This is a genomic window from Kribbella sp. NBC_00382, assembly GCF_036067295.1.
In the GTDB taxonomy this organism is placed as follows: domain Bacteria; phylum Actinomycetota; class Actinomycetes; order Propionibacteriales; family Kribbellaceae; genus Kribbella.
On sequence record NZ_CP107954.1, the window covers coordinates 3,070,543 to 3,095,125 of the forward strand.

Below are 24,583 nucleotides of genomic sequence, written 5' to 3' on the forward strand. Positions count from 1 at the left end.
AGCATGGTGCTGCTCTTCACCCTGCTCGGCATCGTGGTCCTGCTGATCGCCGTCGGCATTCACGACGTGGTCCAGAAGAAGCACTCGATCCTGCGCAACTACCCGGTCATCGGGCATCTGCGCTTCCTGCTGGAGAAGATCCGGCCGGAGCTGCAGCAGTACTTCATCGAGCGCAACTACGACGGCCGCCCGTACGACCGCGACACTCGTACGACCATCTACGCCCGGGCCAAAGGCACCAACGAGGAACAGCCGTTCGGCACCGAGCGGGACGTGAACGAGGTCGGTTACGAGTACCTGGTCCACTCGACCGTGCCGCGCCCGGTCGCGCAGGAGATTCCGCGGGTCAGGATCGGCGGGCCGGACTGCACTTCGCCGTACGAGATGGCGCTGCTGAACGTCTCGGCGATGAGCTTCGGCGCGATCAGCGCCAACGCGATCGAGGCCCTCAACCGGGGTGCGGCGCGCGGCGGGTTCGCGCACGACACCGGTGAGGGCGGGATCAGCCGGTACCACCGCAACGGCGGCGACCTGGTCTGGGAGATCGGCAGCGGGTACTTCGGAACGCGCGACGCCGATGGTGGCTTCGACCCGGACCAGTTCCGCGACAAGGCCGCCGACGACCAGGTGAAACTCGTCTCGCTCAAGCTCAGCCAGGGCGCGAAACCCGGCATCGGCGGGGTGCTGCCCGGGGCGAAGGTGACGGCCGAGATCGCGGCCGTCCGCGGCGTACCGGTCGGCAAGAAGGTCGTCTCCCCGCCGTACCATCAGGTGTTCTCGACGCCGCGCGAACTGGTCCTGTTCATCGCCCGGATGCGTGAGCTGGCCGGCGGCAAACCGACCGGTTTCAAGCTCTGCGTCGGGTCGCGGACCGATGTGCTGGCGATCTGCAAGGCGATGGTTGCCGAGGGCATCACTCCGGACTTCATCGTGGTCGACGGCGCCGAGGGCGGGACCGGCGCGGCGCCGCAGGAGTACGAGGACCACATCGGTACGCCGCTGACCGAGGGCCTGCTGACCGTGCACAACGCGCTGACCGGCGTCGGGCTGCGGGACCGGGTGAAGATCGGGGCCAGCGGCAAGGTCGCCACCGGCGTCGACATCGTCAAGCGGATCCTGCAGGGCGCGGACTACACCAACGCGGCTCGCGCGATGATGATGGCGACCGGCTGCATCCAGGCGCAGACCTGCCACACCAACACCTGCCCGGTCGGCGTCGCGACCCAGGACCCGCGCCGGATGCGCGCGCTCGACGTCGCCGACAAGACCAGCCGGGTGGCGAACTTCCAGCGCGAGACGGTGGCGTCCGCGATGCAGGTGATCGCGTCGATGGGGCTGGACGGGCCGGATCAGCTGGAGCCGCGGATGCTGCTCCGGCGGATCGACCACACCCGCACGGAGAGCTATGCCGACCTCTTCGAGCACCTTGCGCCGGGGCAGTTGCTGGCCGGCCTTCATGACGTGTCGAAGTCCTGGGCCCGGGATTGGGTACAGGCGGATCCGGATCTGTTCAGACCGTAGGGAGCCTTTGGTGAGCACTGTCGCGGAGTTGCTGGTCGAGTCGTTGGCCGACCATGGCGTGAGCTCGGTCTGGGGTGTGGTCGGTGATGCGCTCAACCCGGTCACCGATGCGATCCGGCGCGAGGACCGGGTGGAGTGGATCGGCGTACGGCACGAGGAGGCGGGTGCCTTCGCTGCTGGGGCACAGGCGTCGCTCACTGGTCGGCTGGGTGTGTGCATGGGGACGGTCGGGCCGGGGGCGATCCATCTGCTCAACGGCCTGTACGACGCGGCCAAGTCGCGGGTGCCTGTGCTGGCGATCTGTGGGCAGGTGCCGCGGGAGGAGATCGGCAGCGACTTCTTCCAGGAGGTCAACAACGATGTGCTGTTCGCGGATGTCGCCGTGTTCTGCGCGACGGTGTCCACTGCGGAGCAGGCGCCCGGGCTGATCGAGCAGGCAGTCAATGCGGCGCTGGCGGAGCGCGGTGTCGCGGTGCTGTCGATCCCTGGTGACGTGGGCGGTCTAGAGGTGCCGCACGGTACGCCGGTGCCGCAGTTCCTCGAGCCTGCGTCGCATACCGTGCCTGACGCGGCTGAACTGGAGAAGGTAGCGGCAGTACTCAACGCTGCCGACAACGTGACGCTACTGGTGGGCATGGGGGCTCGTGAGGCACTGACTGAGGTGCAGGAGCTGGCTAGCCTGTTGGCGGCGCCCACTGTGCTGACGCTGAAGGCCAAGGAGCGGTTTGAGGAGAACTTGCCGCAGGAGGTCGGGCAGTCGGGGCTGCTGGGTAATCACGCGAGCAAGGTGGCGTTCGACGGATGTGACGTGCTGTTCCTGGTGGGGACGGACTTTCCGTACCGGGAGTTCCTGCCGGCCGGGAAGACCGTCGTACAGCTGGATCTGCGGGGTGCGCACATCGGGCGGCGGGTGCTGGTCGACCATGGGCTGGTTGGGCACGCACAGCCGACACTGGCGTCGTTGTTGCCGCTACTGCAGCAGAAGACTTCCACTGGGCATCTGGACAAGGCACTGAAGTCGTACGCGGCTTGGCGGGAGCGGCAGGTGCAGTTCACCGATCCTGCGTTCGACCGGAAGCCCAAGGGGCTGCTGCGGCGCAAGGTGGACAACCCGGAGGCGCGGATCCGGCCTGAGCTGCTGGCGGCGGCTGTTGATCGACATGCCTCGGATGACGCGTTGTTCACGAGTGACACGGGGATGTCGACGGTCTGGCTGGCGCGGTATGTGCGGATGCGGGGCGAGCGGCGGTTGATCGGGTCGTACAACCTGGGGTCGATGGCGAATGCGATGCCGCACGCGCTCGGGTTGTCGGCGGTGGATCGCTCGCGGCAGGTGGTGGCGTTCTGCGGTGATGGTGGGTTGTCGATGCTGCTCGGGGATCTGATCACGGCGGTGGCGTACGAGTTGCCGGTCAAGCTGGTGGTGTTCAACAACGGGCGGCTCGGCATGGTCAAGCTGGAAATGGAGCAGGTGGGGCTGCCGGAGTACGGGACGAAGCTGGCGAACCCGGACTTCGCCGAGGTGGCCAAGGCGATCGGGCTGACCGGGATTCGGGTGGAGCGGCCAGGCGAGGTGGATGAGGCGGTCTCGCGGGCGCTGGGGACTGCTGGGCCGGTGCTGATCGACGTGCTGACGAACCCGGACGAGATCGCGATCCCGCCGGCGCCGACGGTGCACCAGGGGTGGGGGTTCGCGATCGCCAAGACGAAGGAGTTCATCGAGAGCCACGAGTAGTCTCTGTGACCATGCGTACTCGCTTGGTGGTGGCTCTGCTCGGCAGTACTGCGTTGTTGGCCGGGTGTGGCGGTCCTGGGGGCGAGACGGCGCCCAGCGTGCCGCCGCTGGTCTCGGTGAGCACTACGCCTACTGAGTCGCCTACCCCTACGCCGACGGATACGCCGAGTACGCCGCCTAGCTCCAAGGTGGCCGACACCCTGTGCGTGCGGATGAACCAGACGCTCGTCCAGTCGACGCTGGGTGTGCCGGTGGTGCGGATCCACCCGACGCAGGTGCCGGCCGAGTTCGGCTTCCCGACGTACGACCAGTGCCAGCTCGACCTGAGCAGGACTCCGTCCGGTCCGGTACTACGAGTTGGCACGTCCGTCTTCTTCGCGACCCCCGCGGACCTTGCGGCGGCTCGCAAGGCCTACGACGCGACGAAGGGCGAGCCGGCCAAGCCGGTGACGGTCGGGCAGGGCGGGTTCGGGAACAGCCGCTTCATCGTGTTCCTGGCCGATGGCAAGCTGCGCAAGATGAGTGGGCCGCCCGCGACGCTGGCGAAGTACGTTGTACTGGCCCAGGACGCAGCCCAACAAGCCGAGGGTCTCCCAGAGCCCGCGCCCTTCATCACCCGCCCAGAATGCGAGCGGGGCACCACAGTCGCCGCGAAGGTGATGGGCGCCGAAGCTACGGTCCGCCGCGACAGCGAAACCGCCGCCGGCGACATCGTCTGCGGCTGGATCACCAAGACCCGCGTCCTCTACTCCACCGTCCGCCGAGTAGCCGACGCCCAAGCAGTCATCGCCCCCATCAGCAAAGCCACAACTTCCTTCCCCATCCCCCTAGGCGACGAGGGTTACGTAGACACCGCCACCGGCCGCTCCGTCATCCGAGTAGGCACCGACAAGCTGATCGACCTGGTCCCCCTCCCCGCCGGCACCACCGACAAAGACAACATGGTCACCTTCGCCCTAGCCATGTCAGGCCTCTACACCCGCTGACCCCGGCTTCTGCGACTGGGTTGCAGGTGGGTTACGGTTGGCGCGTCGTGGTGTTCGGGAAGCCGGTGGGATGCCGGCGCGGCCCTCGCCACTGTGAGCGGGATGTTCTTGGGTGATCTGGAGACAGAGACCACTGGCTGAGGTTTGGCTGGGAAGGTCAGCCCTGGGATGAGGTTCCCGTCAGCCAGGAGACCGGCCACGGCGTGTCACACCGTCCACGAGGTGCTGGAGGCGCGCGTGAAAACGCTGGTTGCTGCTGTCGTCGTACTGTCCTTGGTCACCGGCTGTGGGGGTGCGGCCGACGCCGGGCCGGGTGCAGGTGCGAATGCGATCACGGTGAAGAACTGTGGGATCGACGTGACTGTCGACGGGCCGCCGAAGCGGGTGTTCGCGGCCTATCAGCCGGCCATCGAGATGGCGCACGCGCTGGGGATCTCGGACCGGCTGGTCGGTACGGCGTATCTGGATGCCGAGGTGTTGCCGCAGTACGCCGCCGCGCAGAAGGACGCGAAGTACTACAAGAACCTGCCGAGTCGAGAAGAACTGCTCAGCCAGAACCCGGACTTCGTGCTCTCCGGCTTCAACGACGTGTTCGGCGGAGGCGGCAGCGACGAGAGCTTCGGCAGCCGCAAGAGCCTGTCGGACCTCGGCGTGCAGACCTGGATCTTCAGCCCGCTCTGCCCGACCGCGGACGGCAAGGGCGACGAGGCGATCGACCCCTCGACCGTCTCGATGAACAACGTGTACGCCGATCTGCGCGACCTCGGCAAGCTGTTCGCTGTCTCCGACCGCGCCGAGCAGGTGATCGCCGACCAGCAGCAGCGGATCGCCGCCGTCGAGGCGAAGGTCAAGGGCGCCGACAAGCCGACCGTCGCGATCCTGCGCCCCGGCCTGGAGGGCGGCGGCCTGACCGTGTCGGGCGGCCCCGACTTCGGCACCGTGCTGATCAAGCAGGCCGGTGGGGTGAATGCCTTCGCCGACCTGACCTCGAAGCGGAACGTGAAGATCAGCATCGAGGAGTTCATCAAGCGCGACCCCGACTACGTCCTGATCAGCGGCTGCTGCGACGCCTCGCTGACCGAGGCCAAGGTCCAGCCGGACGTCCAGAAGATCCTCGGCAATCCGGCGTACGCGAACCTCAAGTCGGTCAAGAACAGGCACGTGTACCCGTGGCTGTTCGCCCACCACTCGGCCGGTGTCCGCGGCGCCAACTCCACCGAACTGATCGCGAAACTGATCCACCCCGACCTGGTCAAGTGAAGGCTCCGGTCGCGATGGCCCCGGTCGCGTGAAGAGCGGTGGCGCGCGGGCGGCCGGCCTGGCTGTGGCCTGCGTCGTCTTGCTGGGTGCGGTGTTGCTGTCGTTGGTGGCCGGCAACCAGTGGTTCGGCCCGCACGACGTCTTCGTCGCGGCCGCCGACTTCACCGGATCCGACACGGACCGGGTGATCCGGTACCTCCGTTTCCCCCGTACTGCCGCAGGCCTACTCGCCGGGGCAGCCCTCGGCCTGGCCGGCGCCGTGATGCAGGGAATCACCCGCAACCCGTTGGCCGACCCGGGAATCCTCGGCGTGAACGCGGGTGCCGCACTGGCCGTCGTCGCCGCGATCGGTTTGCTCGGCGTCCAGTCGCTCACCGGGTACGTGTGGTTCGCGATGGGTGGCGCTCTGATCGCGACCGTCGTGGTCTATCTCGTCGGCTCGGTCGGTCGGGGTGGCGCCACCCCGATCAAGCTCGCATTGGCCGGGGCCGCCCTCTCCGCCCTGCTCGGATCGGTGACCTCGGCCATCACCTTGCTCGACCTCTCCACCCTCAACGAGTTCCGGTTCTGGGTCGTCGGTTCGTTGACCTTGGCAACCAGTGCGATCGTTGCCCAGGCCTTGCCTTTCATTGCCCTAGGCATCCTCTTGGCGTTGACTCTCGGTCGATCGCTCAACCAGTTGGCTCTCGGCGAAGACCTGGCTGTGACCTTGGGGACCAGGATCGGTCTGGTTCGCGTACTGGCAGCCCTCGCCGTCATGCTGCTCGCCGGTACTGCGACCGCGATGGCCGGACCGATCGCCTTCATCGCCCTCGCTGTGCCGCATGTGGCGAGAGCTCTGGTCGGTGCTGACTACCGGTGGATCCTTCCGTGGTCACTCGTTCTGGCGCCGACTGTTCTGCTGCTCGCGGACGTGGCCGGAAGGCTAGTAGCACGACCCGATGAACTGCAGGTCGGCATCGTCACTGCGCTGATCGGTGCTCCGCTGTTCATCGCCCTCGTCCGCCGCCGCAAGCTGGCCGAGCTGTGAAGGCGATCCGGATCGGCCCGTTCTCCACCCGGGTCGACGTCGCCGGCATCGTGGTCGCGACGGTCGCCTGGGTGGCCGCTCTGGTGATCGCTGCCATCTCGCTCACCCTCGGCGACTACGAGATCCCGCTGCCGCAGGTGCTCAACACCCTGGCAGGCAACGGCTCTTTGATCATGACGGACGTGGTGGTCAACAATCGGCTGCCCAGAGTCCTCGTCGGGATGGGGGTCGGGGCCGCGTTCGCGATCTCGGGCGCCATCTTCCAGCGGTTGGCGCGCAATCCGCTGGTCAGCCCGGACCTGATCGGGATCAACGCGGGTGCTGCGCTGGCCGCAGTACTGATGATCACGATCTTCGGTACGTCGATCGGCTGGCTCCCGGCCGGCGCGCTGGCCGGATCCTTGCTGACAGCAACCGCCATCTACCTTCTTGCTTATAGACAAGGCATTGCCGGGTATCGCCTGGTGCTGGTCGGGATCGGCGTCACAGCGATCGTCGGCTCGATCACGGCGTACCTGCTCACGCTGGCCGATATCTACGCGGCCAAGAGTGCCTCCATGTGGCTGGCGGGCAGTCTCGCCGGACGGTCCTGGCCGCATGTGACGCTGATCGGGATCACGCTGCTGATCCTGGTACCAGCGGCCATGGCTGGATCGCGACAGTTGAGGCTGCTCGAGTTGGGCGACGACCTCGCCCGGACGCTCGCCGGCCGGGTCGAGCTGTCGCGTGGGCTGTTGATCGCTGTCGGAGTCGGCTTGGCTGGGCTCGCGACGGCGGCAGCCGGACCGATCGGTTTCGTTGCGCTGGTCGCGCCGCAGCTCGCCCGTCGGTTGGTCGCCGAACGTGTCGCCGGATTGCTTGCTGCCGGGGCGATCGGGGCCCTGCTGGTGGTCGGCTCCGATCTGCTCGCGCGGGAGCTCTTCGCGCCCACCGCGCTGCCGGTCGGTGTCGTCACGGCGTTTCTCGGCGCGCCGTACCTGTTGATTCTGATGGCTCGCGCGAACCGCGTCGGGCAAGGAGGCTGACCTATGGGCGTACTGCGCACCGAGAGCCTGAGCCTCGCGTACGACGCGACGCCGGTGGTGACGGAGTTGTCGGTGGAGATTCCCGCCGGCCGGATCACCGTGATCGTCGGGGCGAATGCTTGTGGGAAGTCGACTCTGCTGCGTGGGCTGGCCAGGCTGCTGGCACCGAAGGGCGGTGCTGTCTATCTGGACGACGCCGACCTTGCTGGTCTGTCTGGGAGCACGTTGGCGACGAAGCTCGGGATGTTGCCGCAACAGCCGGTGGCGCCGGATGGGATCACTGTGTCCGATCTGGTCGGACGCGGGCGTCATCCGCATCAGCGGTGGTTCCGGCAATGGTCAGCCGAGGATGAGCGGGTGGTGGCGGCCGCGCTGGAAGCCACCGGTACTTCGGACCTGGCGAACCGTTCCCTGGATGAGCTGTCCGGCGGTCAGCGTCAGCGGGTCTGGATCGCGCTCGCACTGGCGCAGGACGCCGAGACCATGTTGCTGGACGAACCGACCACCTTCCTCGACCTCGCCCATCAACTCGAGATCCTCGATCTGGTCCACGACCTCAACCGCGACCGTGGCAAAACGGTCGTCCTCGTGCTGCACGACCTCAATCTCGCCGCCCGCTACGCCGACCACCTGATCGCCCTGAAGTCCGGCCAAGTCGTGGCCCAAGGCAATCCCGAGGAGGTCGTCACGGCAGCCCTCGTCGAACAGGTCTTCGGCCTCCCCTGCGAGGTGATCGAAGACCCCCTCACCGGTACCCCGCTAGTCCTACCCCGCCCCCGCCGCCCGCGCTGACCGTCCCCGCTCCTGCGCCGCCGACCCGTTTCCATCAAGTGGACAACGACTTGAGAGCGGTGGCGATTTGGGGGATGGCGGTGGTGATGTCGGTGGGGGTGCGGGCGGCGTAGCCGAGGACCAGGCCGGGGGCCAGGGGGTGTTGGTAGTGCCAGGAGAGCGGTTGGGTTTTGACGCCTAGGTCCAGGGCTGCTGAGGCTAGGGCTATGTCGTCGGGGCCTTCGGGGAAGGTGATGGTCAGGTGGAGGCCGGCGGCGGCGCCGTGGACTGTTGCTGTGGGCAAGTGGTTGGTGATGGCGGTGATCATCGCGTCGCGGCGGGTGCGGTGGCGGCGGCGGACGAAGCGGAGTTGGCGTTCCAGGTCGCCGGATTCCATCAGGTGGGCGAGGGTTAGTTGCGGTAGGCCTGCGTTGCCTAGGTCGGCATGGCGTTTGGCGGCGATCAGGGCGCGGCGGTAGCGGGGTGGGGGGAGCATCCAGCCGATTCGCAGCGCGGGGGCCAGGAGTTTGGAGATGCTGCCGGTGTAGATCACCTGCTCGGTGAGCATTGCGCGCATGGCGGGGACCGGTGGGCGGTCGTACCGGTGTTCGGCGTCGTAGTCGTCCTCGATGATGAGGCCGCCGTCGGTGGCCCATTGCATCAGCTCTCGTCGGCGTTCTCCGTCCAGTACTACGCCCGTCGGGAACTGGTGCGCGGGCGTGACGAGGACGGCTCGGGCGCTGCTGGCTCGTAGTACGTCGACGCGTAGTCCGCCGTCGTCGACCGGGATGGGCGGCGTCTGCATGCCCCAGATCTGCAGATGCTGGCGGGAGCCGAGTGAACCCGGATCCTCCACGGCCAGCTCGGTGATGCCGTCGCTGCCGAGCACTTGGCAGATCAAGGCGAGTGCTTGGGAAACACCGGCGACGATGATGAGGTCGGCCGGGTCGGCCTTGATTCCACGGTTGCGCGCCAGCCAGTTGGCGACGGCGAGCCGCAACGCCGGCGTACCGGCTGGGTCGCCGTAGCCGAAGGCCGATGCGGAGAGGTCGGTCAGTACCGCCCGCTCAGCCTTCAGCCAGGCGGCCCGCGGGAACGCCGCCAGATCCGGCACCCCGGGCGTCAGATCAATCCGAGCCGGCGCCGCCCGCATCGCGTCGAAGATGTCCTGATCAGGCTCAGCCAACGTAAGCCGCCCCACCCGAGCCCCCTCCACCGACAACCCACGAAGCCGGGCCCCCACAGCGGGTACCTCGTCGGAGACCGCGGGTCGGCTGACGGGCGCCGCGACCACGGTGGTGCCGGCGCGGCCGCGGCCGGCTACGTGACCGTCTTCGGTGAGGCGTTGGTAGGCCTCCGTCACCACCCCGCGGGAGACCTGCAGCTCAGTCGCGAGTTGGCGGGTCGCGGGGAGTCGGCTTCCGATAGGGAGGCGGCCGTCGGCGATCGCTGTGCGGAGCTCGGTGGCCAGCCACTCGGCCAGGCCGCCGGACGGGGCCTCCTCGGGGCGTAGTTGAAGGAAGTCGGCGCCTGCTTTGGATCTACCAGTCGCACTCTCATTGGACCTGCTCATCGGACCATTGTGAGTGGCCGACCGGGAATCTTGACGTTGAACCGGGTGCGGCGGATTGGGCGTGGCTGGTAAACAAGGGGCATGTCGCCGACCGAAGAGCTTGAGATCGAGACCAAGTACGACGTCGACGAGCACGCGATCCTGCCGGTGCTGCTGGAGCTGCCGGGAGTCGAGAGCGTCGCGCAGCCCGTCGAGCTGAACCTGGAGGCCGTGTACTTCGACACGGCCGGCCTCGACCTGGCCGCCAACAAGGTGACGCTCAGACGCCGCACCGGCGGCGAGGACGACGGCTGGCACGTGAAGCTGCCGGTCGCCTCGGGTGAGCGGCTGGAGATCCGGCACCCGCTCGGCCGGGCGGTGCGCAAGGTGCCGATCCAGGTGGTCCGGATCGTCCGCGTGCATGCCCGTGACAACGAGCTGGTCCCCGTGGTGACCCTATCGACGCGGCGGATCGTGCACCGGCTGCTGGACGCCGACGGGGAGGTGCTCGCCGAGATCGCCGACGACGAGGTGACCGCGACCGTCGACGGTGAGTCGGAGAGCTGGCGGGAGTGGGAGGTCGAGCTGGTCAACGGCGAGACCGACCTGCTCGAGGCCGCCGAGCCGGTACTCCGCGCCGCCGGCGCCAAGCCCGCGTCAGGCCCGAGCAAACTCGCGCGGGCACTCGGCGACCGGGTGCCGAAGCAGGACGGGTGGGAGCTGCCGAAGAAGCCGACCACGGCCGACCTCTTCCGCGCTTACGCGATCGCGCAGGTGCAGGCGATCCACGAGCGCGACCCCGGCGTACGCCGTGACGTCCCCGACTCGGTCCACAAGATGCGGGTCGCGACCCGACGGCTGCGCTCCGCGCTGGCGACGTACCGGCCGGTCATCGATCGTGAGGTCGGCGACCCGTTGCGCGACGAGCTCAAGTGGCTGGCGGGTGAGCTGGGCGGCGCGCGCGACGCCGAAGTACTGCGTGAGCACTTCAGCACCGCCGTCGACGAGCAGCCGGCCGAGCTGGTGATGGGCAGGGTCGGCGCCTACATCGACACCCACCTGCGATCGGTCTACAAGGCCGCCCGGGTCGAGGCACTGGCCGCATTGGAGAGCGAGCGGTACTTCCGGCTGCTCGACGCCTTGGACGAGCTGGTCGCGAACCCACCGCTGATCGGCGAAACGCGCAAGGCGTCCAAGCAGCTGCCCGAGCTGCTCGATCACGACTGGAAGCGGATGAGCAAGGGCGTCAAGCGGATGCAGGATGCTGAGGACACCGCCGAGCAGGACCACGAGCTGCACGAGGTGCGCAAGGCCTCCAAACGACTCCGGTACGCCGCTGAGTCCGCCCTCCCGGTCCTCGGCGACGAGGCGGCCGGCTTGGTCTCCCGGGCCAAGGAGGTCCAGGAGGTGCTCGGCGACCACCAGGACAGCGTGGTGGCTCGTGAGTTGCTGCGGCTGCTCGCAGTACAGACCTATCTGGATGGCGGGAACGCCTTCACCTTCGGGCGTTTGCATGCTGCCGAGGAGCAGCGTGGTGAGGCGTCGCGCATCGCCTTCCTTGAACTCTGGCCGTCGCTGAAGCACTGAGAACGCGAAAAACCCGGGGAGCCAAGCTGGGTGCTTGGTCCCCCGGGTCTCGGGGTGAAGCTGCCAGGCAGGTTCGCGTGAAAATCAGCAGGGCCTGCCTGACAGGTCTAGTGGGAGGTTGCCTTCTCGGCACCGGCCCCGGTGAGCGAGCGGACCTCCATCTCGGCGAACTTGTCGATGTTGGTGCCCTCGCGACTGGTCAGCGTGCCGATGATGCCGAGCACGAAGGCCAGCGGGATCGAGACGATGCCCGGGTTGTCGAGCGGGAACCAGTGGAAGTCGATCCCGGTGTCGGTGATCATCGACAGGCTCGCCCCGGTCTTCTTGTCCACCTTGCCGGAGACGACCGGGCTGAAGATGATCAGGAAGATCGCCGAGCCCAGACCGCCGTAGATGCTCCAGAGCGCGCCTCTGGTGTTGAAGCGCCGCCAGAACAGCGAGTAGAGGATCGTCGGCAGGTTCGCCGACGCCGCGACCGCGAAGGCGAGTGCCACCAGGAAGGCGATGTTCTGGCCGTTGGCGAAGATGCCGCCGACGATCGCGACCGCGCCGATCACGACCACGGTGATCCGGGCGACCCGGACCTCGCCGTCGCCGCTGACCTGACCCTTCTTGATGACGGAGCCGTAGATGTCGTGGGCGAAGGACGCGCTCGCCGTGATGGTCAGGCCGGCCACGACCGCCAGGATCGTGGCGAAGGCGACCGCTGAGATCACGCCCAGCAGGATCTCCCCGCCGAGTTCGTACGCGAGCAGTGGAGCCGCCGAGTTCGCCTTGCCGGGAGCCGCCTTGATCTTGTCCGGGCCGACCAGCGCGGCCGCGCCGTACCCGAGGACCAGGGTGAACAGGTAGAAGATGCCGATGATCCAGATCGCCCAGCTGACGCTGCGGCGGGCCTCACGCGAGTTCGGCACGGTGTAGAAGCGCATCAGCACGTGCGGCAGGCCGGCGGTGCCGAGCACCAGGGCCAGGCCGAGCGAGATGAAGTCGAGCTTGCTGATCCCCGTTGCGCCGTACTGAAGACCCGGGCTGAGGAGCTTCTCCCCGGCGGCGGGACTCTTGTCCACTGCGGCACCCAGCAGGCCGGACAGGTTGAACGAGTACTTCGCCAGCACCCAGATCGTCATGATGCCGGCGCCGATGACGAGCAGCACCGCCTTGACGATCTGCACCCAGGTGGTGCCCTTCATGCCACCGACGAGCACGTAGGTGATCATGATGGCGCCGACGACCGCGATCACGACGTTCTGCCCGGCCTTGCTCGAGATGCCGAGCAGTAGCGCGACCAGGCCGCCCGCACCGGCCATCTGAGCCAGCAGGTAGAAGAAGCAGACGCCCAGGGTGGAGATGGCCGCAGCCATCCGGACCGGACGCTGCTTGAGCCGGAACGACAGTACGTCGGCCATCGTGAACCGGCCGGTGTTCCGGAGCAGCTCGGCGACCAGCAGCAGGGCCACCAGCCAGGCCACCAGGAAGCCGATCGAGTACAGGAAGCCGTCGTACCCGTTCACTGCGATGGCCCCGGCGATCCCGAGGAACGACGCGGCGGACAGGTAGTCACCGGCGATCGCGATGCCGTTCTGCGGGCCGGTGAAGGACCGGCCGCCGGCGTAGAAGTCGGCCGCGCTCTTGTTGTTGCGAGAGGCCCGGATGACGATCGCCAGGGTGGCGACCACGAACGCCGCGAAGATCGCGATGTTGACCGTGGGGTTTCCGACGGTGGTTGCCAATGGCAACAGTAGCGGCGCGCTCACAGGTGCTCTCCCTCGATCTGGTCACGCAGGTGCTTGGCGTCCGGGTCGAACGACTTGTCGGCCCAGCGGACGTACAGCAGCGTGATCGCGAAGGTGGAGACGAACTGGCCGAAGCCGAACAGCAGCCCGACGGTGATGTTGCCGCCGACCTTGTGCGACATGAAACCGTGCGCGTAGTCGGCGAGCAGGACGTAGACGAAGTACCAGACCAGGAACAGGCCGGTCATCGGGAACACGAAGCGCCGGAACCGGCGACGGAGTTCGGAGAAGTCCGGTGACAGCTGGACGTCTCGGTACGTCGTCAGTTCCGGATCGCCGGCCGCGCGGCGCGTATCGCTCATCGCGGGACCTCCAGACGGGATCAGGCCGGGCGGAAGGACCGGCGCGCAGGGTTGCTGCTCGTACTGTGGTCCAGCTCACTCCGGCCGGACAGCACCGAACTGCACCGAGCGCCCAATGGCATCCACCCTTCGACCGGCGGTGGGACCGGCTGCGATGAGCGGTCGGAACGGTACGACGAGCGGTCAGGCGGTCAGACGCTCAGGCTGACGGGAGGCCGCGGTCGACGTCGACGGCTTCGGGGGTGTGCAGGCGGACCATGCTCCGGGCGGTGCCGCGGGGGATCTTGTGCGGGGTGAGCTTGGAGACCGTGATCACGGTGATGAAGGCGAGCGGCATCGTCCAGGCGGCCGGCTGGGCGATCAGCGCCTTCGGCCAGCCTGCGCTGGGTGGGCCGATGACGTTGAACAGTACTGCGGTGATCGCGGCGACCCCGCCCACGATCAGGCCGGCCGCGGCACCGACGATGGACATCTTGCGCCACCAGATCCCCAGTACCAGCAGGGGGCAGAAGGTCGACGCGGCGACGGCGAACGCCAGGCCTACGGTGTCGGCGAGGCTGAGCGCGCCGGTGATGTTGAAGGCCAAGTAGGGAAGGGCGATCGCCAGCACGGCAGCGATCCGGAAGCTGTTGACGGCCAGGTAGTCGCCGCCGGTCAGCCGGTTGAGGCGGTTGCGCAGGAGGTCCTGGTCGATCACTCCGGCGATGGCGACGGTCAGTCCGGATGACGTCGAGAGGAACGCGGCGAAGGCTCCGGCGGCGACGAGGGCGCCTAGCAAATCACCTGCTGTACCAGGGAAAATGCGGCCTGGGAGCTCGAGGACGACGGTGTCGGCGCCGCCGCCGATCAGGTCCGGTGCGAAGGTCCGGCCCAGTACGGCGTACAGGGGTGGGAAGAGGTAGAAGGCGCCGAGCAGGGCCAGTACGACGACCGTAGTACGGCGAGCGGCGCGGCCGTCCGGGTTGGTGTAGAAGCGGACCAGGACGTGCGGCAGGCCCATCGTTCCGAAACAAAGGGCCAAGAGCAACGAGTACGTCGCGTACAGCGGGTGGTTGCGGCCGCCTGCCCGGGAGAGTGGTTCGGCCCATTCGGCGCCTGCGCCTTGCAGGGAGTGCAGAACGCCGACGGGGTGATCACCCGAGCGCCAGGCGATGAAGATGACGAAGATAGGCGCGGCCAGGGCGGTGAGCTTGAGCCAGTACTGGAAGGCCTGGACGAAGGTGATCGAGCGCATCCCGCCGGCGGCGACGTTGATGACCACGATCAGCGCGACGAGGGCTGCTCCGACGGCTGGCGGCGCTCCGGTGACGGTGTGGACCGTGAGACCGGCGCCGCGCAACTGGGGTAGGAGGTAGAGGGTGCCGATGCCGACTACGAGGCAGGAGCAGATCCGGCGTACGACGGCAGACTCGAAGCGGGTCTCGGCGAAGTCGGGGAGCGTGTAGGCGCCGGACCTGCGGAGCGGGGCTGCGATCAGGACGAGCAGCATCAGATAGCCGACGGTGTAGCCGACCGAGAACCAGAGCATGTCGGCGCCGTTCACCAGCACCAGGCCGGCCACGCCGAGGAAAGATGCCGCTGACAAGTATTCGCCGCTGATCGCGGACGCGTTCCAGCGCGGGGTGACGGCGCGGCTGGCGACGTAGAAGTCACTGGTGGTGCGGGAGATCCGCAGCCCGAACAGCCCGATCCCGATAGTTGCCGCGATCACCAATCCGATCGCGGTCAAACTCATCGCCGGGTTCATCTACTTGCGCCCGACGAACTCGGTGAACTCGGCTTCGATGCGTTCGGCGTGCCGGACGTAGATGCGGGCGGCGATGTAGACGACGGGGTAGACGATGACGCCGAGCAGGAGCCAGGGGAGCGGGATGCCGAAGATCGGCAGGGTGCGGGTGGCGGGGACGAGCAGGAAGAGGAGTGGCAGGCCGCCGAGGGTGATGGCGGCACCGGCGATGACGGCGATGGCGAGCCGGAGCTGCGACTGGATCAGCGAGCTCATGTAGACCTCACCGACCCGCGTCTGCTCGTCGATCTCGCGAGTGCCTGTGTGCGCAGTCATCCGGCGCGCGGCGCTGGTCCGTGGGCTGGTGACCCTGACCCGGCGCGGTGGTTCCGGAGTACTCATCCGCGCAAGGACGTCGAGCGGACTAGGAGGTCGCGGAGTTCTCGGGTGTGGCGGCGGCTGACGGGGAGCCAGTCGTCGCCTACTCGGACGGCGCAGCGGCCGCCGTCTACGCGCATCTCGTCGACGTGGGCGAGGGCTACCAAGGTGCTGCGGTGGATGCGGGTGAAGCCGGCGTCGCGCCAGCGTTCTTCGAGGGTGCTGAGAGGGATCCGGACCAGGTGCGAGTTCTGGCCGGTATGAAGCCTGGCGTAGTCGCCTTGCGCTTCGACGTACCGGACGGTGGAGCGCTGGACGAACCGGGTGACGCCGGCCAGCTCGACCGGGATCGTCTCGTCGTCGGTGGTCTCCTCCTGCGGTGGTACTGCGGTCGGCGTCCCCAGGTTGACCACCCGGCGCACCGCGTCGCTCAGTCGCTCGGCCCGCACCGGTTTCATCACGTAGTCGGCCGCGTCCAGCTCGAAGGCGTCGACCGCGTGCTCGTCGTACGCCGTGACGAAGACGATCTGCGGCCGGCTCTTGAAGTTGGACAGGATCCTGGCCAGGACGATCCCGTCGAGGCCGGGCATCTTGATGTCGCAGAAGACGACGTCCAGGTCGCCGTCCTGCAGGAGCTTCAACGCGTCGGTGCCGTTCGAGGCGGTTTGGATCGAGCCGATCCGGGGGTCCTGGCGGAGCAGGTAGACCAGCTCGTTGAGCGCCGGCTCCTCGTCGTCAGCGACGAGGGCACGCAGTGGAGAGTCGGTCATGGGCCACACACTAGTGCTCCTCAGGCGATCTGACACGGCACTGGAGGCGCCCAGGCACGCACCTCACGGCACTGGCGAAACGTCCACGATGCTCCGCATCGAGGACGCTCCTCCAGCACCGCGATGCACGCACCTGGACACCTCCAGCACTCGCGCCAGACCGCCTGAGGAGCACTAAGCGGACGCATGCACCCCTGAGGAGTATTTGGGCACTCTGAAGCTGACCTTTGTACCGGCCTCCGGCGCGGTCTCGACCACCAGGCCGTAGGCGTCGCCGTAGACCTGGCGTAGCCGGGCGTCGACGTTGCCCAGGCCGACCGAGTCGCCGCTCGACTCGCCGGCCAGCGCAGCGCGAATGACCTCGGGGTCGCTGCCGGACCCGTCGTCCTCGACGCTGATCTCGGCCTCGAGCCCGCGGTCCTGGGCGCGGATGGTGATCCGGCCGACGCCTGAGGTCCCGTCCAGGCCGTGCCTGACAGCGTTCTCGACCAGCGGCTGGACGACCAGGAACGGGATCGCGACGGACAGCACCTCGGGCGCGATCAGCAGCGAGACCTTGAGCCGCTCGCCGAACCGGGCCTGCTCCAGTACGAGGTACCGCTCCACATTGCGCAGTTCGTCGGACAGCGTGGTGAACTCACCGCCGCGGCGCAGCGCGTACCGGGAGAAGTCGGCGAATTCGAGCAGTAGCTCCCGGGCACGCTCCGGATCCGTCCGGACGAAGGAGGCGATCGCCGCGAGCGCGTTGTAGATGAAGTGCGGGCTGATCTGGGCCCTGAGCGCCCGTAGCTCCGCCTCCATCGCCCGGGTGCGCTCTTTGTTGAGCTCAGCCAGCTCCACCTGGCCAGAGACCCACCTGGCCACCTCCTCGGTCGCCCGGACGAGTGCTGCCGACGAGCGAGGGCTGTAGGCGACCAGTACCGCGACTACTCGGTCCTCGGTGACGATGGGCGCTACTACCGCAGTACGGATCGGGCACTGCGGGTCGGCGCAGGCCACGTCATGCACACCCAGTACTGCGGTCCGCCCGGTCCGCAGGGTGGCCGCCGCGAGTCCTTTGACGTCTCCACGGTGGTTGCTCTCGTACGGGCCGCCGACCCCGTCCCAGGCCAGTACGCCGGACGAGTCGCTGATGGCGATGGCCGCAGTACCCAGGAGGTCCCGCAGATGCTTGCTCGCCTTGCCCGCCGCGGCAGGGGTCAGGCCCTCGCGCAGGCTCGGGGTAGCGAGTGAGGCGGTGTGCAGCGTTGCGTACGTCGCCTTGTCGGCCGAGGTGCCGAAGTGTTTCCGTCGCCGCGCGAACATGCCCCGACGGTAGTCGCTCACACCTCCGAGCGGGGCCTGAACGCCTCTAGTGCCTCAGTGTCGGAGTAGTTGGAGCGCAGGTACCCGTCCAGCCACTCCTCGATCCCTGGGTACGACGAGTCCTTGGCAAGCCGGTCGGCAGCGGTCTCGTCGAGCGCAGTACGGCGTAGCTGGACGCCCGCTGGAGTCAGGAGAGCCCAGCTGGCACCGGGTGCGCCGTACGGCATGCCGACGCTCCCTGCGTTGACCACCAGCCGCCGGTCGACCTGCCGGGCGAAGGGCATGTGCGTATGCCCGCACACAACGGTCCTGACCTCCTCCGGTACGCCGCTGAGCACCGTCGCCCACCTTGCGATCGGACTGTCGACCAGCACCATCTCCTCGTCGTCGCGGGGAGTCGCATGGCAGAAAAGCGTGTCGCCGATCGTCACAGTGGTCGGCAGTGTGGAGAGCAACTCGACCTGGTCAGCCCGGAGCTGCGAGGCGGCCCAGGGGCTGACCGGGTCCGGCGGATCGCCCTTGAACGTCCCACGAGCCATCTCCACCAGCTCCCGGTCCGCATTGCCCCGCACCCAGACGGCCCGCTCGCCCAACCCCACCAGGAGATCCAGCGTCTCCACCGGCTGCGGCCCACTGGCGATGTCCCCGGCCAGCACGATCAGCTCGGCAGCAACCACGTCCGGCTCGGCCAGTACCGCCTCCAACGCAGGCAGCACCCCATGAATGTCGGCCAGCACGACTAGATCCATCTGGCCAGTCTGCCGTCGCCCGGGCAATGTCCGGCCGCTCATTAGCTGCGGGCAGAAGAGTCAGCTGCCGATCTGTACGCCGGTCTTGGTCAACGGGGTCGCCAACTCACAGGCACCCGTACCGACGGTGCAGCGGAGGATCGCCCGCTGGCCGGACTCGTCCTCCCCGCCGCCGTTCTCTGCGTCAGCGACGATGAGCAGGTGCTGGTCGTCCTCGGGAACGGTGTCGAAGAAACAGCTCGTCCACTCGCGCAGGATCACACCGGTCAGCCCATCGAGCGCCGAGGCGGTCCTGGAGCAGTAGCCGTCGGCGTACGCGGGTCCGCCGAACGCGGTCCGGCTGTCCGGGGTGAAGCCCTCGACACTGCTCTCGCAGGTCTTCCAGAGGCGTCTGCCGGTGGCGATCTCGGTGATGTCGGAGCAGGACCCGCCATCCGAGACCAGCCCCATCGAGGCGACCAGCTTGCCGTCCGCCGAGATGCCGGTGGGCCGACTGATCTTCAGCGGTACACCGTTCGCCGCGCCAGGCTTCCAGGAACGGAGCTCCGAAGGGCTGCCTTCCTTGCTGCCGGCCTCGTAGTAGACCGTGCCGTTCACCACGGCGAGAACCCGCAGCCCCCACGCTGACGGCAGGTCGAGCTTGTGCTGCTCGAAGCCGCCGTTGTCGGAGTACAGGGTGCCGCCCTTGAGCTCCTCGCCTTGGCTGCCGATCCGGGTCGTGGAGTACGCCGCCAGGGCTCCGTCATCGCCGGTCACGACCGCGGAGACGTCGGGGGTCCGGTGGACGTCCCCGTCTCCCGGCCCGAGTTTGAGCAGTTCGGTTCCCAGCCCCTTGACGACGACCGCGAGCACCACCCCGTTGACCCGGGCGATCTGATGGATCTGCGCCTTGCCGGGAACCGTCACCGCACCACCCGCGCCGCCACGGACCACCCGGCCGACGAGGTAGGGCAGCTGGGGATCACGGCCTCTGGGCAGCTTGGCCAGGTCCAGCGTGATCTTGACCGGCCCGGTGGGCTTGTCCGGCGTCTTGCTGGGTGTCGCCGTCGGGGTGGCCGGCGGAGTAGTACTAGGCGTTGGGGTCTTAGCGCTGGGAGTGCTCGGTGCGGGGGTGGTGGCGGGTGCGGGCAGCGGAGCCGCGGCCCCGCCGCGGGAGCGGGGGCCCTGGCCGTAGGCGATGGCCCCGCCGATCACCACCGCCGCGACGGCGACGGAGGCCACGATCACGACCAGCCGGCCGTTCTTCTGCAACATGTCGACGTTCCTAACGCGCTGAGGGGGTCGAGACGATCATCGCAGGGCCACGACTTGGTCGACGGCGTTCGCGGTCGAGCGCTCGCACTGGCCGGTGGGGATGCTGCACCGGATGATCGCCAGCGTGTAGCCGCCTTGCACCGGGCTGCCCGAGACGACGGCGATCGCCAGCAGATGCTGGTCGTCCTCGGCGACGGCGTCGTGGAAGCAGCCCTTCCAGGTCCGGATCAGCTTGCCGGTCCGGGCCTCCAAGGCGGTCATCGTGGTCGAGCAGCTCTCAAAGGCAGCCTCGAGACCGACCGCGACCTGGCTGTCCGGGGTGAATCCGGCCAGCTTGCTGTCGCAGGTGCGCCACAGTTGGCCGCCGGTCGCGATCTCGGTGACAGTGGCGCAACTGCCGTCGTTGAGCACCTTCAGCGAGGCGGCGATCGTGCCGTCGTTCGCGATCGCGACGGGTGACTCCCCGCCCTTCAGCGACGTCGCTTTCGGCGCACCCGGCTTCCACTGGTAGAGCGTCTTCGGGCCACCGGACGTGGCGGCCGCCCGGAAGTAGACCGACGCGTTCCGGTACGCCAGTACCTCGACGTCCCAGCTGTTGGTGAGTTCGAGCCGCTGGGCCGACTCGTCGGTCGTGGCGTACATGTCGCTGCCCTTGATGCGGTCGCCCTTGGCGTCGTACCGGGTGGTCGCGTACGCCACCGCGGCCTGGTCGTCACGGCCCACGACGGTCGAGACGCCCGAGGTCTTGGTCACCTCGCCGTACCGGACCTTGATCAAGTCACTGCCGAAGGGCAGCTTGTCCTTGTCCGCGCTGACCCGCTCGACGACGGCCAGCGCGGACGTGTTCAGCCGGGCGATGCCCAGGATCGTGCCGGTGCCAGGGATCTTCACCGGGCCACCGGCTCCGCCTCGGACCTCTCGGTCGACCAGGTACGGCAACTGCGGCGCCCGGCCTTCGGCCAGCTTCTTCACTGCGACGTCGACGGTGGCAGGCCCGGTGTTGGTGGCAGTACTGGTCCCACTGGTCGGCTTGCTGCTCGGAGGAGTGCTGCTAGAACCGGGCAGCGGAGCCGCGTCGGCAGTCGAGCCCTCCGGACTCTGCCGGGAGGCGACGAAGCCGCCCGCCACGACGGCAGCCACTGCGACGGCCGCGACACCGGCGATCAGCCGGCCGTTCCGCTGGTTCATGGCGTCATCCCTGGATCCAGTCGAAGCGCGGCGTCGCCGGGAGCCACGGCGTACTCGCATGCTCCGGTGGTGATCTCGCACCGGACGAGGGAAGCCCCCGTCACACCCTCCGTGCTGATCAGGAGATGCTCGTCGTCCTCGGCGGCCACGTTGGCGAAGAAGCCGGTCCAGGCATGGATCAGCTTGCCGGTCCTGGTGTCCTGCGCCGTGATCCGGACCATCGGGGTGTCGCCGACGTACCCGCGCCCCAGCGTGACGCCACCACCGGGCGTGAAGTCCATCAGGTCGGTCTTGCAGGCCTTCCAAAGATCCTTGCCGGTGGCAACAGTTTGTACGGTCGTGCAGGTACCCGTCGTGGTGTTCCGGCGGGAGGCGGCGTACCGGCCGTCGGCGGACAGCATCGTCGTAGCGGTGACCGCCTTGACCAGCCTCGGCGTCGCGGTCCCAGGTGTCCACTCGTAGAGCCGCTCGATGTCGCCCGCCTGCTCATCGGTCGACCGGTAGTAGACCTTGCCGTCCAGCAACGCGACGACCCGCAGGGCGAAGGTGTCGGCGGGGAGAGGAAGGGTTTTCGTCGTACCACCGGCTGGCAGGTAGTGGACGGCGCCACCTCTTGTCCTGATGCCGTCGGAGTTGACCACGAGCGTCGAGTACGCCGCCGCGGTCCCCTGCCGGTCGGCGACGAGCGTGTCGACGTTTGGCACCTTCCTGATCGGATGCCCCGCGCCGATGATGAGCAGCTCGTCGTTGACGCCGTCGGTCCCGACGGTCGCGAGCAGGTCGGCGCCGAGCCGGGCGAAGTCCCCGATCCGCTGGCTGCCCGGGATCTTGATGGCCGGCCCGCCGCCACGCACCTCGCGACCGGCCAGGTGGATCGCGTCGGTACTCCGGCCTGTGGCCAGGCTGGTCAGCTCCACCGGGATCTCGACGGGGTTGCCGGTCGACGGCGGCTTGGCCGGAGTACCCGGAGTACCCGGAGTACCTGCAGTGCTAGGCGGTGTGGACGGCGTGATCGACGGTGTGCGTGACGGCGTAACGATCGGTGTCTCCGACGGCGTGCTGCTCAGGCCGGGCAGCGGAGTCGCGCCGGAGGCCTTGCTTTCAGGGCCCTGCCAGTAGGCGATCGCGCTGCCGATCACTACCGCGGCGACGGCGACAGAGGCCACTACTGCAACCAATGGGCCGTTCTTGGCCTTTAGTAGCGGCTTGGCCATCAGGAGCTCAGCAGGAGTCGGCCTGAGCCCACAGGCGTAGCCAGCTCGCAGTCACCGGTACTGACCGCGCAGCGGATGATCGCCGTCTTGGCATTGTCGCCCTCACCGGACGCGGTCGCCACCATCAGCAGGTGCTCGTCGTCCTCAGGCGTGATGCTCTGCAGGCAGCCCTTCCACTCGCGGAGCAGCTTGCCGGTCTTTGCGTCGAGGGCCGCCTCTGCCGAGGAGCAGTAGCTGTCGTCACCGGACGGCACCCCGAACACGGTCGCGCCACTGGGGCTGAAGTCGTTGAGGTAGTAGTCGCAGGTCTTCCAGGACCGCAGCCCGGTGTCGACGGCGGTGACCGCGGAACACGAGCCGGTGTCGTTGATCAGCAGGGCTGTCGCAGCGATCTGCCCGTTGGCCGCCATCTTCGTCATGGACGCGAGCGACTTCACCAGCGTGGGCCTCGACTCGCCCGGCGACCAGACGTAGGTGCTCCAGGTCGCGCCGCTGCCCAGTACGTTCGAGGACTCGAAGTAGACCTTGTCGCCCACGTACGAGAGCACCTTGAAGTTCCAGCGGGTGGTCAGCTTCAGGGCCGTCAGCGACGTGCCGGTGTCGGCGTAGATGGTTCCGCCCTCGACGGGTCCGTCACCACCTAAGGCGGCGTACGCGGCGCCGCTCTGATCGCTCTTGGCCTCCAGGTGGTTGACGTTCGCGACGCTGGCGACGCCGTTCGCGTCCAGGCGCAGTACCTGCGAGCCATTGCCGTTGGTGGTCAGGGCGAGGACGGAGCTGTTCACCCGGGCGACCTGGAGGATGTCGTCCTTACCGGGGATGTCGACCTGCCCACCAGCACCGCTACTGACCTGGCGGCCGCTGAGGTACGGGATCTGGGGCTGTCGCCCGGTGGGGAGTTTGCTGACGGCCAGGGTGATCTTGGTCGGCCCGGTCAAGGTCGGGCCGCTGGTCGGAGCCGGCGGTGTGCTGGTCGGCGGTGTCGACGGCTTGAGGGTAGGCGTGACGGATGGAGGCTTCGGGGTGCTCTTGGACGGAGTCGTCGTCGGGGTGATCGAGGCAGGGAGCGGCGCAGCGTCGGCAACATTGGCGGAATGCGGGACCTGGCGATAGGCGATGGTGCCGCCCAGTACGACGGCAGCGACCGTCACGGCGGCGACCAGGGCCACCAGGAGACCGTTCTGCCGCCTCATGACCAACCGCCCATCACCCGGAGTGCGTCCCGCTGAGGAGTCCTGGCCGGCTTCGTCGCCAGCTCGCAGGTGCCCGAGGCGATGCTGCAGCGGATGATCGCGCTCGCGGTGTTCTCGCCGGTATCGACGACCATCAGCAGGTGGTCGTCGTCCTCGGCGGTCGTGCTGAGGAACTCCACTCCGGTCCACTGCCGCCGTACTGTGCCCGACCGGCTGTCGATCGCGGTGGTGGTCGGATCGGAGCCGCCGTTGTGGAAGTCAGGCGTCGCGAAGATCGTCTGACCGTCCGGCGTGAACCCGTCGAGCGAGTACTCGCAGGTCCGCCACAGTTGCGCGCCGTCGGCCAGCGAACGCACGGCCGAGCAGAAGGTCTGCGCGGCGCCTTCGAGCTGGTCCACGCCGTTGGCGCCCTGGAAGTCCACGCCCGCTGGGGTTTTGAAGGACTTCAGGAGATCGACCTTGCCGGTCTGGGTGTGCCAGGCGTTCAGCGTCGCCTCCGGCTCGTCGCGGTCGCCGCCGGCGGCGAAGTAGACGGTGTCGCCGACCACGGCCAGGACGGTCGAGTACCAGTCGTTGGGGCGATCCAGCTTGTTGTCGACGTAGGCGTTGCGCCAGTAGACGGCGTTGCCCTTCTTGCGGGTGTGGTCGGCGTTGCTGCGGGACGTCCCGTACGCGACCGCGTCCTCGTTGACCGAGGTCACCAGGCTGGCGACGTCGGGGATGCGTTCGGGCTGGATTCCGGCTGAGTTGACCCGGACGAGTTCGGAACCGCCCAGTCCCACCTCGAGGATGACCATGGCGTCACCGTCGTACCGGGCCGCGCGGATGATCGCCTGCTTGCCGGGGACAGTGACGTCCGGGCCGAGGCCGCCCTTGACCGTGCGGCCGGTTACGTAGGCCACCTGCGGCGCACGGCCGGTCGGCAGCTTGGCCAGGTCCACCTTCGCGGTGGGGATGGCCGGGCCGGACGGGGTCTGGGGGACTGGGGTCTTGGTCGCCGGCGGGGGCGACGGCTTGGGCGTCGGCGTCGTGGGTACGGGCGTGGCGCTCGCGGTGAGCGGTTGAGCGTCCGCCGCTGGAGACGTGGCAGGGCCGCGGCGGGCCGCGAGGGCCCCACCGCTCACCACAGCCAGTACTGCGACCGCCGCCACCCCCATGGCCAGCGGGCCGTTGCCCGTTTTCACGTTCGGTCGTCCAATCGGTTCGTCCCCGTCCCCGATAGGACGCGGGCCGACGCGGGTTTG

At 68.2% G+C, this 24,583-nt stretch carries 21 protein-coding genes and 1 riboswitch; of the genes, 8 read left to right on the forward strand and 13 right to left on the reverse strand.

Annotation, left to right across the window (positions count from 1 at the left end; genetic code table 11):
• Positions 1-3 precede the first annotated feature (3 nt).
• The 7 genes from OHA70_RS15045 (at position 4) to OHA70_RS15075 (ending at position 8,349) form a co-directional block, all read left to right on the forward strand.
• A complete protein-coding gene (locus tag OHA70_RS15045; RefSeq protein ID WP_328332856.1) occupies positions 4-1,521 on the forward strand; it encodes an FMN-binding glutamate synthase family protein in 1,518 nt (505 codons plus the stop codon).
• A 10-nt stretch (positions 1,522-1,531) separates the two neighbouring features.
• On the forward strand, positions 1,532-3,256 hold the full coding sequence (locus tag OHA70_RS15050) for a thiamine pyrophosphate-dependent enzyme (protein ID WP_328332858.1): 1,725 nt from the start codon (positions 1,532-1,534) through the stop codon (positions 3,254-3,256).
• Positions 3,257-3,267: 11 nt separating this feature from the next.
• Positions 3,268-4,242, forward strand: a complete 975-nt coding sequence (locus OHA70_RS15055) for a hypothetical protein (RefSeq protein WP_328332860.1) — start codon at positions 3,268-3,270, stop codon at positions 4,240-4,242.
• 31 nt (positions 4,243-4,273) lie between these two features.
• A riboswitch (cobalamin riboswitch) is annotated at positions 4,274-4,457 on the forward strand.
• A gap of 22 nt (positions 4,458-4,479) precedes the next feature.
• Positions 4,480-5,502, forward strand: a complete 1,023-nt coding sequence (locus OHA70_RS15060) for an ABC transporter substrate-binding protein (protein WP_328332862.1) — start codon at positions 4,480-4,482, stop codon at positions 5,500-5,502.
• A gap of 28 nt (positions 5,503-5,530) precedes the next feature.
• The gene (locus tag OHA70_RS15065) at positions 5,531-6,532 is read left to right on the forward strand and encodes a FecCD family ABC transporter permease (protein WP_328332864.1); all 1,002 of its coding nucleotides are present in this window, start codon (positions 5,531-5,533) and stop codon (positions 6,530-6,532) included.
• Positions 6,529-7,557 (forward strand): FecCD family ABC transporter permease, encoded by a 1,029-nt coding sequence (locus tag OHA70_RS15070; RefSeq protein ID WP_328332866.1) that lies wholly within the window; start codon positions 6,529-6,531, stop codon positions 7,555-7,557. The genes OHA70_RS15065 and OHA70_RS15070 overlap by 4 nt, the downstream gene beginning before the upstream one ends.
• 3 nt (positions 7,558-7,560) lie before the next feature.
• Positions 7,561-8,349 carry an ABC transporter ATP-binding protein gene (locus OHA70_RS15075; protein ID WP_328332868.1) on the forward strand — a complete coding sequence of 263 codons (789 nt, stop codon included), beginning with the start codon at positions 7,561-7,563 and terminating at the stop codon, positions 8,347-8,349.
• Between the two features lie 34 nt (positions 8,350-8,383).
• Here OHA70_RS15075 and pdxR read toward each other — a convergent pair whose 3' ends face one another.
• Positions 8,384-9,901 (reverse strand): MocR-like pyridoxine biosynthesis transcription factor PdxR, encoded by a 1,518-nt coding sequence (gene pdxR / locus OHA70_RS15080; RefSeq protein WP_328332870.1) that lies wholly within the window; start codon positions 9,899-9,901, stop codon positions 8,384-8,386.
• An 81-nt stretch (positions 9,902-9,982) separates the two neighbouring features.
• On the opposite strand from pdxR, the gene OHA70_RS15085 reads away from it, so the two are divergent.
• Positions 9,983-11,467 carry a CYTH and CHAD domain-containing protein gene (locus OHA70_RS15085; protein ID WP_328332872.1) on the forward strand — a complete coding sequence of 495 codons (1,485 nt, stop codon included), beginning with the start codon at positions 9,983-9,985 and terminating at the stop codon, positions 11,465-11,467.
• A gap of 107 nt (positions 11,468-11,574) precedes the next feature.
• Here the strand turns inward: OHA70_RS15085 and OHA70_RS15090 are convergent, their stop codons facing one another.
• The 12 genes from OHA70_RS15090 to OHA70_RS15145 all read right to left on the reverse strand — a co-directional run bounded on the left by OHA70_RS15090 (position 11,575) and on the right by OHA70_RS15145 (position 24,523).
• Positions 11,575-13,221 carry a solute symporter family protein gene (locus tag OHA70_RS15090; protein WP_328332874.1) on the reverse strand — a complete coding sequence of 549 codons (1,647 nt, stop codon included), beginning with the start codon at positions 13,219-13,221 and terminating at the stop codon, positions 11,575-11,577.
• On the reverse strand, positions 13,218-13,562 hold the full coding sequence (locus tag OHA70_RS15095; protein ID WP_328332876.1) for a DUF485 domain-containing protein: 345 nt from the start codon (positions 13,560-13,562) through the stop codon (positions 13,218-13,220). The genes OHA70_RS15090 and OHA70_RS15095 overlap by 4 nt, the downstream gene beginning before the upstream one ends.
• Positions 13,563-13,761: 199 nt before the next feature.
• The gene (locus OHA70_RS15100) at positions 13,762-15,297 is read right to left on the reverse strand and encodes a sodium/solute symporter (protein ID WP_328332878.1); all 1,536 of its coding nucleotides are present in this window, start codon (positions 15,295-15,297) and stop codon (positions 13,762-13,764) included.
• Between the two features lie 12 nt (positions 15,298-15,309).
• Positions 15,310-15,690: a hypothetical protein gene (locus OHA70_RS15105; RefSeq protein WP_328332880.1), complete on the reverse strand. Its 381-nt coding sequence runs from the start codon at positions 15,688-15,690 to the stop codon at positions 15,310-15,312.
• The gene (locus OHA70_RS15110) at positions 15,687-16,436 is read right to left on the reverse strand and encodes a LytR/AlgR family response regulator transcription factor (RefSeq protein ID WP_328332882.1); all 750 of its coding nucleotides are present in this window, start codon (positions 16,434-16,436) and stop codon (positions 15,687-15,689) included. The genes OHA70_RS15105 and OHA70_RS15110 overlap by 4 nt, the downstream gene beginning before the upstream one ends.
• Before the next feature lie 174 nt (positions 16,437-16,610).
• On the reverse strand, positions 16,611-17,741 hold the full coding sequence (locus OHA70_RS15115; protein ID WP_328332884.1) for a histidine kinase: 1,131 nt from the start codon (positions 17,739-17,741) through the stop codon (positions 16,611-16,613).
• Positions 17,742-17,758: 17 nt separating this feature from the next.
• Positions 17,759-18,490: a metallophosphoesterase family protein gene (locus OHA70_RS15120; RefSeq protein WP_328332886.1), complete on the reverse strand. Its 732-nt coding sequence runs from the start codon at positions 18,488-18,490 to the stop codon at positions 17,759-17,761.
• 60 nt (positions 18,491-18,550) lie between these two features.
• Positions 18,551-19,744: a hypothetical protein gene (locus OHA70_RS15125; RefSeq protein WP_328332888.1), complete on the reverse strand. Its 1,194-nt coding sequence runs from the start codon at positions 19,742-19,744 to the stop codon at positions 18,551-18,553.
• A gap of 36 nt (positions 19,745-19,780) precedes the next feature.
• On the reverse strand, positions 19,781-20,932 hold the full coding sequence (locus OHA70_RS15130; protein ID WP_328332890.1) for a hypothetical protein: 1,152 nt from the start codon (positions 20,930-20,932) through the stop codon (positions 19,781-19,783).
• Positions 20,929-22,146, reverse strand: a complete 1,218-nt coding sequence (locus OHA70_RS15135; protein ID WP_328332892.1) for a hypothetical protein — start codon at positions 22,144-22,146, stop codon at positions 20,929-20,931. The genes OHA70_RS15130 and OHA70_RS15135 overlap by 4 nt, the downstream gene beginning before the upstream one ends.
• A complete protein-coding gene (locus OHA70_RS15140) occupies positions 22,146-23,339 on the reverse strand; it encodes a hypothetical protein (RefSeq protein ID WP_328332894.1) in 1,194 nt (397 codons plus the stop codon). The genes OHA70_RS15135 and OHA70_RS15140 overlap by 1 nt, the downstream gene beginning before the upstream one ends.
• Positions 23,336-24,523, reverse strand: coding sequence for a hypothetical protein (locus OHA70_RS15145; protein ID WP_328332896.1), 1,188 nt, complete (start codon positions 24,521-24,523; stop codon positions 23,336-23,338). The genes OHA70_RS15140 and OHA70_RS15145 overlap by 4 nt, the downstream gene beginning before the upstream one ends.
• Positions 24,524-24,583: the final 60 nt, after the last annotated feature.

Coding starts and splice junctions, on each gene's coding strand:
- OHA70_RS15045 (WP_328332856.1), top strand. CDS start 4: ATGGTGCTGCTCTTCACCCTGCTCGGCATCGTGGTCCTGCTGATCGCC.
- OHA70_RS15055 (WP_328332860.1), top strand. CDS start 3,268: ATGCGTACTCGCTTGGTGGTGGCTCTGCTCGGCAGTACTGCGTTGTTG.
- OHA70_RS15075 (WP_328332868.1), top strand. CDS start 7,561: ATGGGCGTACTGCGCACCGAGAGCCTGAGCCTCGCGTACGACGCGACG.
- pdxR (WP_328332870.1), bottom strand. CDS start 9,901: ATGAGCAGGTCCAATGAGAGTGCGACTGGTAGATCCAAAGCAGGCGCC.
- OHA70_RS15085 (WP_328332872.1), top strand. CDS start 9,983: ATGTCGCCGACCGAAGAGCTTGAGATCGAGACCAAGTACGACGTCGAC.
- OHA70_RS15095 (WP_328332876.1), bottom strand. CDS start 13,562: ATGAGCGATACGCGCCGCGCGGCCGGCGATCCGGAACTGACGACGTAC.
- OHA70_RS15100 (WP_328332878.1), bottom strand. CDS start 15,297: ATGAGTTTGACCGCGATCGGATTGGTGATCGCGGCAACTATCGGGATC.
- OHA70_RS15105 (WP_328332880.1), bottom strand. CDS start 15,690: ATGAGTACTCCGGAACCACCGCGCCGGGTCAGGGTCACCAGCCCACGG.
- OHA70_RS15110 (WP_328332882.1), bottom strand. CDS start 16,436: ATGACCGACTCTCCACTGCGTGCCCTCGTCGCTGACGACGAGGAGCCG.
- OHA70_RS15115 (WP_328332884.1), bottom strand. CDS start 17,741: ATGTTCGCGCGGCGACGGAAACACTTCGGCACCTCGGCCGACAAGGCG.
- OHA70_RS15120 (WP_328332886.1), bottom strand. CDS start 18,490: ATGGATCTAGTCGTGCTGGCCGACATTCATGGGGTGCTGCCTGCGTTG.
- OHA70_RS15125 (WP_328332888.1), bottom strand. CDS start 19,744: ATGTTGCAGAAGAACGGCCGGCTGGTCGTGATCGTGGCCTCCGTCGCC.
- OHA70_RS15130 (WP_328332890.1), bottom strand. CDS start 20,932: ATGAACCAGCGGAACGGCCGGCTGATCGCCGGTGTCGCGGCCGTCGCA.
- OHA70_RS15135 (WP_328332892.1), bottom strand. CDS start 22,146: ATGGCCAAGCCGCTACTAAAGGCCAAGAACGGCCCATTGGTTGCAGTA.
- OHA70_RS15140 (WP_328332894.1), bottom strand. CDS start 23,339: ATGAGGCGGCAGAACGGTCTCCTGGTGGCCCTGGTCGCCGCCGTGACG.